Below are 12,067 nucleotides of genomic sequence, written 5' to 3' on the forward strand. Positions count from 1 at the left end.
AAACCGGTCGTCATCTCGACCGAAGCAACGCGAAGTGGAGAAATCTATTTAGGCAGATTTCGCTACATCAAGCATTCAGAAACTCAACTAATCTGTACTCCACAGCATTTACAGCTACCATCATCTCGACCGAAGCAACGCGAAGTGGAGAAATCTATTTAGGCAGATTTCGCTACATCAAGCATTCAGAAACTCAACTAATCTGTACTCCACAGCATTTACAGCTACCATCAAAACGAGTCGTCCTTCTCGACTGAAGCGCAGCGAAATGTAGAGATCTATTTAGCAGATTTCTCGACTTCGTTGCACTCCGCTCGAAATGACGATAACTCTAATTAATTTTTTATAGACTAATTTTTACGCATAAATTATCTTGAAATAGATTCATTTTGATAGCTTACCAACTTCGTTACATCCCATTTGAAATGACAATATCACGCAATCCCAAATGCCACTTTACTTTATTTCCTATGCACTAAATTATCAACATTAAACGCTTTAAGTAAAGCTAAGACCACCAAATAAAGGTCAAAATAAATTAGATATTTTCACACGAATCTATCAATTCAGATTGGATTTTTTGTTAATAAACTAGAGGCAACTAACAGAATACAGAGGTACGTACTAAAGCTAAATAAGTACCCTCATACAAATGATTATGCAGCATCATACTTGTACATAAAAAATTAAAATGCCAACGCACGTAAGACAGCAGAATTTAAAACCCAAAAACAATATCAAACCAGCAGATAAGCATCATAAAACCTCAACAATACCGACCAATAATAGCCTAGCAAAAACAACAGATATTCAAACAAAAATCACATCAAAAAAAACACGTGTTTAAGATTAAAAACAGCCCAGAAAAAGAGTTGTAAAAGAGCTCATAAATACCTAAAAAAAAGCAGAATAAATATAACACAAAAAGCATTTAAAAAGCATAATTAATTAAGATTGAAATCCCATAAAAACTGCTTCAAAAATCATTAGCTATACCAATATAAAATCTAGTTAAAAACCAACCAAAAACCTAAATTTTCATTCCCAACAAAGAGGTATTAACATTATTGAATCCCGCAAATTAAATACTACTAGTTAAAGCAAATACTCGAATATTGAGGTCTTTAATCAGCTGATCAGCATCATAGAAAACTACTCTTTTTCGACTGAAAAACTGAGCTTTTAAAAATATAACATTTAGAAAAAATACCGAAAAACAGACCTCATGATGTACTCAGGTTTAGCATAAATAGCTGAAAAATCGTCAAAATTTAACTAATTCGCCAACCTAAAAAAGCAATAATAAAACCAATCAAAAAGTGCCCTTAAGTAATAAAGGAAGCAGTTTTTAACTTAAAAATAATTTTTTCAAAAAAAGATGTCCACAACCAATCTACCTTAGAATATCGCAAGGAAATCGCATTATCCAGTCAAAAAACCTGAGTTTTAAAGCCTAAAAACATTAAAAAGATATACAAATCAGGGTGCCTAAAGTAAAATTCAGACAAGATTTTTAGTGTTAAAACCCTTGTTGAAGCCATAATAAACTGAGTTTTTAAATGTTAAATTACAACATCCAGAACCACCTGGATATGGAATAGCAAGTTGTGAAAGTTAAATCCAGGCCTGATGACGAAAAAACCAGTATGAATTAAGCGACAAAAATTAAAGACATTTTGTCATAAAAATATTTATCACCCTATAAAACCGAATTTTAAACCGGCATCAATTTATACATTAAGCGTTATAAATTCTTAGAGTCTTACGGCTCTAAAAATCTAATCCCTGGCTGGGAATAAATCAATTTTACGGTAATGGTTATTCTCCACATAAGCAAATAAACCAGACAATTCTTAACTCCTATAAATCATCAGGAAGGATTCTGAAATCCACAAGACTCAGGCTCAATTTTCAGGACAGAAACCTCATTCTAAAATTCATACTAAAATTTAAAAAGCCGCAAAAATTTTCAAGGAAAATCGATTAATAAGTGTAAATTAAATCAATAAATTAGTATTGATAAAAAACGTGATGAAGCGGTTAAATCTAAAGTAAAATCAGGTTAAAAAACACAACAAAATCAGTATTTAATGAATTTACATAAATTTCATTAATATTTACAAATCAGTATCTTATGACAATAAATATAAATTAAAAATTTACGTTTAAGAATACCTTTAAAATTTAAAAAACTAAATATTTTAGCAAAGATTTTAGATGAATTTAAAAAGAGCAAACAAAAAACTAATTATCAAGCATTTAAGCGCAATTACTTTAAGTTTTATTTCAGCATCAGTTTTTGGGCAAATTTTCAGCACAGCACAAAACCCACTTAGTGTAAAATGGAACTACATTTCATCAGGAGGCTTTAAAATCATCTATCCTGAAGAACTGGAGAAAGAAGCACAAAGAATGGCCAACACCCTACCCTATATCTACACCAAGATTGGCTTGGGTTTGAGGCAACAAAAAACTACTATTCCACTCCTTCTCCAGAACCGAGGAACGGTTGCAAATGGCTTTGTTCAGCTGGGTCCGAAGAAGTCTGAATTTTATGCAACGCCCCCTCAATTTTTCGACAGTCAGGATTGGCTAAACAACCTCGCTGTACATGAGCTCAGACACATTGCACAGTTTGACAAATTGACAGGAACACAGGCTCACCCCTTTCCGGAGCTAGTTTACTTTGCCTACTTTGGTGCAGGCATACCTATCTGGTTTTTCGAAGGGGATGCGGTGGTTAATGAAACGGCGCTGACCTTTTCAGGCAGGGGCCGCCAGCCCAATTGGATCATGCCTTACCGGGCTTCAATTTTGGAAGGCAAAAAATTCAGCTACAGCAAAGCCTATTTTGGTTCGAACAAAAATGTGACACCAGGCTACTACCAAACCGGATATTTGATGGTAGCAGACATGAAAGAAAAATACGGCCAGTTCATTTCCGACAGTTTACTTGGCGACATCAGAAAAAGACCAGTGAGGCTTTATCCCTTTTCGAAAAGCTTAAAAAAATATACAGGAGAAAATACGCGACAATATTTTCTAGCTACCCAAAATAAGCTTGCCGAAAAATGGAAAATACAGGAAGAAAAAACAGCTTTAGAAAACTATGAAAGTTTAAATAAAAAAACATCGCTGGCCACGAATTATTTCTTACCGGTTAGAATCAATAAAAACCAGATTTTAGCACTCAAAGAAAGTAAGACAGATGCACGATATTTCGTGATTATTAACGAGGATAAATCGGAGCAAAAATTATTTGGAATTGGCTATCAGGAACAGCCCTGGTTCAGCTTAAAAAATGACTTGCTGGTTTGGGATGAAATTCGTTACGATCCGCGATACAAACAGCGCAGTTATAGTGTAATCTGTTCGTATAATTTGAAAACCAAAAAACTCAATAAATTAAGCAGCAAAAGCCGGTTCTTCTCCCCTAGCCTTTCTAACGATGCGAAGAAAATCATCGCTTCAAAAGTAGAGCTGAACAATCAGTTCAACCTAGTTGAATTGGATGCTATCTCGGGAAAAATTTTAAAGACCTATCCAAATCCTGAAAACGCAATCCTGCAAACGCCAGCTTTCGATAAAACCGGAAATAAGATTGCTTATATCAGCGTAACGGAAAAAGGAAAAAGCTTGTGGCTGATGGATGGAGAGAAAAAATCGCAATTGATTTCTAACAGCCGGCAACAGCTCAGCCGTCCGGTTTTTATTAACGATAAAATTGTTTTCAATGCGCACTTCAATGGCATCGATAATATTTACGGAATTGATCCTGCTTCGAAAAAAATTACAGCATTAAGCGCGTCTAAATTTGGCGCCTTTAACCCTACCGAAACCAGTGATGGAAAAATCATTTTTAACGATTACAAAATCAATGGTTACGAAATTGCCGAAACCAGCATTACAGAAAAACCTGTAGGCGAAAATAACTTTATAGATTTTTCGGCCGCAGCAGAAAAGCAGGAAAATATTGGAAATGTTTTCGACAAAATACCGGATAGCACTTACCAATCTAAACGTTACCACCAAGCTTTAAATCTTTTCAGCATCCACAGCATTATTCCGGTAATTGACAACGAATACGTTTTTGGTTTAGAACTGCAATCGAACAACCTGCTTAACACTATGGACATTTATTCGGGTGCAAAATACCACCGCGATTTAAAACGTTTCGAATACACAGCTGACATTAGCTATAAAGCGCTCTATCCGGTGTTTAGTGTATTATACCGCAACCGTCCGAAAAGAACGTTCTACAGAGCTAAAAATGCGATACAACAAGGCGATTGGAGAGAGAACTATATCAAGCTTAATGCATCGGTTCCGCTATCGTTCAATATGCGCAATGAGAACTATGCTTTTACACTAAATACGGCGACCAGTTTCACGCAAAGGTACATGCCAGAAAACATGCCAACCGGTTTTATACGGGAACTTAAATTTCCGATGGAATACAACTTTACTTTCAATCACAGTGTGCGCACTACCGAAAGAGATATTGCACCCAAGTGGGCACAGGTATTCAGGGTAACTTATGATCACCAACCTTTCGATAAAAATTTAGGTGGAGAAATTTTAGCGCTCGAAAGTTTTCTATATTTCCCGGGGCTTGCTAAAAACCATTCCTTCCTGGCGAGTTTCAATTACCAGAAAGCAAGCGGGGTAAACCAGTATGCAACAGAGATTACAACCGTGTATGGATACAACAACATTTTAGCAAAAAGCAAACTGCAGAACAGCTTACTTTTCAACTACCGCTTTCCATTTGCCTTTCCCGATTGGGAATTGGGTCCGCTGGCTTACATAAGGAATTTTAGAGCGGGATTATTTTGCCATTACGAGAACATTGGTAAGGGCACCACATTTAACGATCCGAAAACTTATGGGGTAGAATTGAACACGAGCGTAAACATTTTACGCTATCAACCTGTTGTAGATTTAGGAGCGAGATTGGTTTTTGTTAACCAGATTTACAATCAAAATCCGATATTAGAGTTTTCATTTAATTATAGCTTCTAAAACCATGAGCGCAAAAACAATCTCCATTATTATTTTAACCGCATTGCTGACCATATTCTTGATGGTAAATACTGAAGCTGTAGATTTCAATTTTCTGGTTACCACAGTTCCGGTATCTAAACTTTTGGTTATCGGTGTTTGCATCATTATTGGTTTTATTATCGGCTTTGTAGTGGGTCGTCCGCGGAAAACAGTAAGCAGTTACGATGATGAGATCGAAAGAAATCAACCTACAATAGAAAAGAAAAATACCTTAAGCGACGAGGACAGAGATTACATTAGTTAGAGCCCAAAAATTCCCATGGTCTGTGTCTCACAGACCATCAAGATTTATTTTTCCTGCGTAAAACTAGTTTTAATGAGATTAGCCTAAAGTGTTTTGAAAAGCAAGTCTTGTAGCGCTATTAATTGACAGTCGGGCTTTTCGCTAAATCTTTTAAAATGCAATTGTCATGCTGAGGCACGAAGCATCTGTTTCATCGGTTGCAGATGCTTCGTACCTCAGCATGACAGTGAAACGGAAGCAGGTGCTAATTTTAAAAGGATATCGCTGCAATCCCGTTTAGGAGAGGTTGTGGCAACTGCCGCTATTTAAGTTCAAATAGCAAAGCGTATAAATATTAGTTTTACTAATTTAACGCGGTCATGATCTCCCCATACAACAACCCACTTCCCCCGCCATAGTGCTGGATAATTTTTAGGTCTGGTTTAAGCCCGGTGAGTCTTGCTCTCAATGCTTTTTCACATATTGCATCAATGCCATTTCCCAGCAGCACCAAATCTATTTCATGTGTTTGGCAAATCTCGATAGCTTCATCATCCGTGCATACACAGATACCTTTCCACTCTGGCCTGGCATTTAACAAGCGGTTCATTACCGTCGTAATTTCAGTATCTCTTCCGATATAAAGTATGGTAGTTTGCATAGTTCTTACATAGATAAACCTCGCAGGTTTTAAAACCTGCGAGGTTTGGTTAAATTATTTTAGTTTAATTCCATCGGAACATCCATCAATAAAACCTCTGCATCTGCAGTATTGGCTTTAAAACTGATGCTATCGGTATCCCAAACACCTAAACCATCTCTTTTGCTTAGTACCTGTCCGTTTATGGTTACTTCTCCATTGATGATGAAAGCATACACACCATTCCCTTCTTTTTTGATTTTGTATTCAGTTTCAAATCCGGCATCGAATTTACCTAATGAGAACCAGGCATCCTGGTGAATCCATACACCAGCATCATCCGCGTTTGGCGATAAAATCTGCTGGAAGTTATTGTGCCTCGCCGCAACATCCAATGTTTGCTGATCGTAACGTGGTGTAACGTTTTTCTGGTTTGGAAACAACCAGATCTGTAATAAATTTAATTGTTCATCTGCATTTGCATTAAATTCGCTATGGCTCACACCTGTTCCGGCACTCATTACCTGGATTTCTCCATTTTTAATTGTGGCTGAATTACCCATACTATCTTTGTGTGCAATTGCACCGGCCAATGGAATGGTAATAATTTCCATGTTATCGTGTGGGTGAGCGCCAAAGCCCATTCCACCATCAATACTGTCATCATTTAAAACCCTTAAAACTCCGAAGTGCATTCTTTCCGGATTGTAGTAATTAGCAAAACTGAATGAATGGTGTGCATCTAACCAACCATGATTAGCATGACCGCGGGTGTTTTCTTTGTGCAAAATAAACTGTGACATAAATTTCCTTTCTTGTTTATGATACAAAGTTAATACAGTACTGCTTGCTGTGCATTGATGTAGGGTAAGAAGTGAGGGCGGGGAGCGGAGGGCGGGGAGCGATTGGCGTTTGATAAGACTAAGGATTAACTTTCGCCAACACAGCATTGCTGTTTAATTCCCTCAGCGCATCTAAAGCTACCCAATTTGTTTTTTTATTGTTCTGTGCCAGAATATTGTGTGCAGTTTGGATGGCCTGCCCATGCAGAAATGCATTACGTTTGCCAATCTGCCTTAGCGCCCAGTTAATGGCTTTTTCAACAAAATTCCGGTTATCATAAGCCTCCCTTTCAATAATTGGAAGAAAACTTAAAAATGTTTCGTTCGGTTCTTTTTTGAGGTGTACGGCTGCTTCGGCCATTAACACAAAACCGGTACGTTTTACAAATTCCGCTTCAGCCGCTGCAAATTCAATAACCTTTGACCTAAAATAAGGCGTTTTAACGAAAAGATTCCCGCAAGTCTGACCACATATATCCCATGAACTGAAATCTTTCACCCAGGCGTTTATTTGCATTTCTGTTACTTGTTTATAATCGCCGATGAATGTGGCTAAAAGACGGGCTTCGTGAAATCCGGTTCCCCAAAGGAGTAAAGACAGCTCCTGATTTTTACCGATCTGTTTGCCCAACTTGCGAATATTGGGCACTCGGATACCAAAAGCTTTTGAAATATCGATTCCAAAATGGTCCATCTTTTTTAAATATTCAGGCTCGCTGATTGATTCTAGTTCGGAAAGAATGAAAGAAACGTCATTCATGTTTGATCTTCAATTCGCCAATCCCTATCATCGGTAAAGTACCAATGAAATTAAAAAGAATGATTACTTAAATTTTTCATTAAGGATGCTATCCATTAAAACGATATTCTTTTGAGGATCATTTTTGTACAATTTGAAATCGCCCTGCATCACTTTATATTCCTTTGTTTTAGCATAATTTTTCTGCTGAATGCTATCAATTTTTGCCCCCTCAGCCCTACTAAAAATAAGCATTTGCATGTTAAATGTTTGCTTAACCTCCGTTTTCTTGCCAGACATCGCTTCCATTGAAACTCCTTTAGAATAATCGATTTGTATACGTCTATCTTTGGCAGACCACTCGTAAAAAACGTCTTCAGTAGTTTGTGGCCTAAAAGCTGGCGTGCCAAATTGTTTCTCTAACTGCTTAACAAACTCGTTGTAAACCGTATCAGATTTAAGTTCTGCATCGGCTAAAATCGCTACAGTTTTATTATTATGCGCTAAAAAAGCAACCCTGTTAAAGTATATGTTCTGATAATAGGCAATACTATCAATAACCTTACTATAATACGCTTTACCGTAAAAGGAATCTTTGCCATTCCAGGCATCTAACTTATAAGCAACCGGATAGTCGAAAGGCATTGAATAGCCTTTTTTAAGGTAATCCGGATCATTATTTACATTTGAGTCTATTTTGAATTTTAATAATTCAAGTGGTTTTTCTTTGAAATCAATTTTTTCCAGATTCAACCCTGCCTTTTCCTTAAGGGCTGAAGCATTTTTATCTCTTTGATTGCAAGAAAATAAAACTGTAGTCAATAATAGAAGAAAAAAGTTTTTCATAAAATTATTTCAAATCAAACATCCTACTGATAAACAAACCATTAAAAAAATATTTATGATTTTTTCCGTCAAAAAAACTTTAAGCTAAAGCTTGCTCAATATCCGCTAAAATATCGTTGATATGCTCCAAACCTATTGATAAACGAATTGAACCTTGTTCAATCCCAACTTCATTACGTTGCTCTTCGGTAAGTTTGCTGTGTGTACTCGTAGCCGGGTGCGTTGCAATAGAACGGGTATCAGCCAAATTTGCGGAAATAGAGAACATTTGCAGACCATCCATAAATTTACGTGCCGCATCTATACCACCATCAACGACAATGGTTACAATACCACCACCCTGTTTCATTTGCTTTTTGGCAATATTGTATTGAGGGTGCGATGGTAAAAAAGGATACTTTACCAGTTTAATTTTCGGGTGTTTTTCTAAATATTCGGCAACCTTTAAAGCATTTTCGCAATGACGATCCATACGGATAGCCAAGGTTTCCAAACTCTTAGATAAAATCCATGCGTTAAAAGGCGACAAAGCTGGTCCGCTGTGACGGGCAAAACCAATTACATCTGCAATTAAATCTTTGGTTCCTAAAATTACACCACCCAAAACACGCCCTTGTCCATCAATATATTTAGTAGCTGAGTGGATTGAAATATGCGCACCATATTTAATCGGCTGTTGCAGATATGGTGTAGCAAAGCAATTATCTACAACAAGTAATATATTATGTTTTTTAGCCAAATTGCCCAAAAATTCAAGATCGATAATATCAATACCAGGATTAGATGGGGTTTCTACAAAAATCATTTTAGTGTTCGGCTTAATCAAAGCCTCCCAATCCTGCGGTTTATCTAAATCGGCATAATCGAAAGTTACACCCCAGTTAGAAAAAACATTGGTTAATAATTGGTGCGTAGAACCAAAAACCGAACGGCTCGAAACCAGGTGGTCGCCATTTTTCAAAAATGCACCAAATGTGGTAAAAATCGCGGCCATACCTGTTGCAGTAGCAAAACCATCTTCGGCACCTTCTAAAAGGCACATTTTCTCGATGAACTCGGATGTATTTGGATTTGAATAACGACTGTATACATTTCCCTCCTTTTCATTCGCAAACAAAGCACGCATTTCTTCTGCATCTTCAAACTTATAACTCGAAGTGAGGTAAATTGGTGATGAATGCTCTTTGTGTAAACTGCGTTCGGTTTGCGTGCGTATAGCTATGGTTTCAAAATTTTCGGATTTCATTGTATATTAGATATGAGTATGGAGACATGAGATTGGAGACATAAGATTTGAGATAAGAGAATTTCCTCCTCAATCTTAAACCCTACACCTTGTTTATTTTGTAAGTAAAATTAATAGTTGCTGAACGGCCCAAAATATTCGATACCGAGCAATATTTATCGAAGGTCATTTGTAGAGCACGTTCTACCTTTTGAGTGCTTAAATCGCCAAATAAATCGAAGTGAATATCGATTACATCAAAAATTGGTGGCATTTCTTCCTCTTTTCTGGTAGCATTTATAGCGATTTTAATATCGTCAAGTGGTTCCTTTTGCTTGGTTAATACATTTACCATATCAATACCGCTGCAGCCGCCTAATCCAATCAGTAACATTTCCATCGGTCTGAAACCTTTTCCCTCGCCCCCAATGGCAGCTTTTGCATCCAACTCTACAGTAAAACCGCCCTCGTTTTCTGCTTCAAAATTAAATTTACCGCTCTTGCGGATCAGATTTATGTTCATATTAATCGTATCGAGATGTCAGATTTGAGATATTAGATATGAGACATTTCAAACGCCTTAAACCTTCTATCTTCCAAGCTTCTACCTTAATTTAAATTTATTATTTAATACCCTAACATTTTGCTATTCGAACACCATGCGCCATGCGCTCAGCTTAAATACCATAAAATACTAAGTTATTTTTTTCCAGCTCAGGCAATTTAACCGGATGGTCGAAAATTGCAAAAACCGACGAACCGCTACCACTCATTAAAGCGAATGTTGCGCCTGCATCGTATAAACTGGTTTTTATTTGATGAATTTGGGGATACTTGGCGAAAACGGATATTTCGAAATCGTTGATAACCTTATTTTTCCATGTTGTTGGTGACAAATGTATAATTTCTTTTAAAGATTGCAAAGGCTTTTGCGGTTTTACATGCGCATAAGCATCGGCCGTACTCACATGCACGGTCGGTTTTACCAAAACTTTAAACCAGGCTGACAAATCTACTTCGCACTTTTCAAATTCGTCTCCTTTATTAAAGGCATAAACAGGTCTGTTTTCGATAAAGAAGGCACAGTCTGCGCCTAACTGACGGGCGTAACCTTCCATTTTATCAACAGACATTTCCAGACTGAATTTATCATTCAACAATTTGATCAGGAAAGCACAATCTGCTGATCCACCGCCCAAGCCTGCTCCCACAGGAATATTTTTCAGCAAATTGATCTGCTGTGCGGGGATATCAAAATCTTTTTTTACCAATTGGTATGCTTTAAAACAGAGGTTATCGTTAGGATCGCCGGGAATCTCAATACCATGAATTTTGCAAGAAGTTACCTCTGCATCGGTAATCTCGACCGAATCTTTAATATTGATCGGGTAAAAAACGGTTTCAAGGTTGTGGTAACCATCAGCACGTTTTTCGGTGATATTTAAACCTAAGTTTATTTTTGCGTTGGGAAAAGATAGCATTTTAGTTCTTAGTCGTGAGTCTTAAGTCCTGAGTCCATGGTGCCGAAACCAGCAACCGTCTCATGTTGCAAACATACAAATTTTATGTAGGCCCCGGCTTCACGTCGGGACTACACAACGGAATTACACCCAACCGATGTTAACAATTAAACAATAAAATGATTTACAACACCTGATAAATTTTAGATATTTGTAAATTATCAGAACAGTATGAAACAATATTTAGATTTAATGCAGCATGTGCTTGATCTTGGCGCTCAAAAGCACGACCGTACAGGCACTGGGACTATAAGTGTTTTTGGTTACCAGATGCGTTTTAACCTTCAGGAAGGTTTTCCAATGGTTACAACAAAAAAGCTACACTTAAAATCTATTATTCACGAGCTGATCTGGTTTTTAACCGGCGATACAAACATTAAATACCTGAAAGATAATGGGGTACGTATCTGGGACGAATGGGCAGATGAAAACGGCAACCTCGGACCGGTTTATGGTTCGCAATGGAGAAGCTGGCCAACACCAGACGGACAGCATATTGATCAGATTACCAATATGATTAACACGATCAAAAACAATCCCGATTCGCGCAGAATTATTGTTTCTGCATGGAATGTTGCTGAAATCGAAAATATGGCCTTACCTCCTTGTCATGCCTTCTTTCAGTTTTATGTTGCCGATGGGAAATTAAGCTGTCAGCTGTACCAGCGCAGTGCCGATATTTTCCTGGGTGTGCCTTTTAATATTGCCTCTTATGCACTACTCACTATGATGGTGGCACAGGTTTGCGGTCTTGAAGCCGGAGATTTTATCCACACCCTTGGCGATGCCCATTTATACAATAACCATATCGAACAGGCCAATCTTCAATTAAGTCGCGAACCGAAACCACTTCCAACCATGAAAATCAATCCAGAAATAAAAAGCATTTTTGATTTTAAATTTGAAGATTTTACATTAGAAAATTACGAAGCGCATCCGCATATTAAAGGTATAGTGGCGGTGTAACA

At 37.3% G+C, this 12,067-nt stretch carries 10 protein-coding genes; 3 read left to right on the plus strand and 7 right to left on the minus strand.

All coding sequences use genetic code 11. The features are described 5' to 3' along the window. Window positions 1-2,217: 2,217 nt before the first annotated feature. Together ACUN24_RS22660 and ACUN24_RS22665 are read left to right on the plus strand one after the other, a co-directional pair. Entirely contained in the window at window positions 2,218-5,022 is a 2,805-nt protein-coding gene (locus ACUN24_RS22660) for a TolB family protein (protein ID WP_445564583.1), read from the plus strand. Window positions 5,023-5,026: 4 nt separating this feature from the next. Then, the gene (locus tag ACUN24_RS22665; protein ID WP_219075353.1) at window positions 5,027-5,308 is read left to right on the plus strand and encodes a lipopolysaccharide assembly protein LapA domain-containing protein; all 282 of its coding nucleotides are present in this window, start codon (window positions 5,027-5,029) and stop codon (window positions 5,306-5,308) included. Between the two features lie 343 nt (window positions 5,309-5,651). Here ACUN24_RS22665 and ACUN24_RS22670 read toward each other — a convergent pair whose 3' ends face one another. The 7 genes from ACUN24_RS22670 to ispE form a co-directional block, all read right to left on the minus strand. After that, window positions 5,652-5,948 (minus strand): hypothetical protein, encoded by a 297-nt coding sequence (locus ACUN24_RS22670; RefSeq protein ID WP_445564584.1) that lies wholly within the window; start codon window positions 5,946-5,948, stop codon window positions 5,652-5,654. A 59-nt stretch (window positions 5,949-6,007) separates the two neighbouring features. Further along, a complete protein-coding gene (locus ACUN24_RS22675; RefSeq protein WP_445564585.1) occupies window positions 6,008-6,730 on the minus strand; it encodes a pirin family protein in 723 nt (240 codons plus the stop codon). Between the two features lie 118 nt (window positions 6,731-6,848). After that, on the minus strand, window positions 6,849-7,529 hold the full coding sequence (locus tag ACUN24_RS22680) for a DNA alkylation repair protein (protein ID WP_445564586.1): 681 nt from the start codon (window positions 7,527-7,529) through the stop codon (window positions 6,849-6,851). Between the two features lie 63 nt (window positions 7,530-7,592). Further along, window positions 7,593-8,354, minus strand: a complete 762-nt coding sequence (locus ACUN24_RS22685; protein ID WP_445564587.1) for a hypothetical protein — start codon at window positions 8,352-8,354, stop codon at window positions 7,593-7,595. 79 nt (window positions 8,355-8,433) lie between these two features. Then, on the minus strand, window positions 8,434-9,600 hold the full coding sequence (locus ACUN24_RS22690; protein ID WP_445564588.1) for a trans-sulfuration enzyme family protein: 1,167 nt from the start codon (window positions 9,598-9,600) through the stop codon (window positions 8,434-8,436). A gap of 82 nt (window positions 9,601-9,682) precedes the next feature. Next, a complete protein-coding gene (locus tag ACUN24_RS22695; protein ID WP_445564589.1) occupies window positions 9,683-10,102 on the minus strand; it encodes an OsmC family protein in 420 nt (139 codons plus the stop codon). Between the two features lie 154 nt (window positions 10,103-10,256). After that, on the minus strand, window positions 10,257-11,060 hold the full coding sequence (ispE, locus tag ACUN24_RS22700) for a 4-(cytidine 5'-diphospho)-2-C-methyl-D-erythritol kinase (protein ID WP_445564590.1): 804 nt from the start codon (window positions 11,058-11,060) through the stop codon (window positions 10,257-10,259). 210 nt (window positions 11,061-11,270) lie between these two features. On the opposite strand from ispE, the gene ACUN24_RS22705 reads away from it, so the two are divergent. Beyond that, on the plus strand, window positions 11,271-12,065 hold the full coding sequence (locus ACUN24_RS22705) for a thymidylate synthase (protein ID WP_445564591.1): 795 nt from the start codon (window positions 11,271-11,273) through the stop codon (window positions 12,063-12,065). The last annotated feature ends 2 nt before the right edge of the window (window positions 12,066-12,067 follow it).

This window comes from Pedobacter sp. WC2501 (assembly GCF_052682415.1).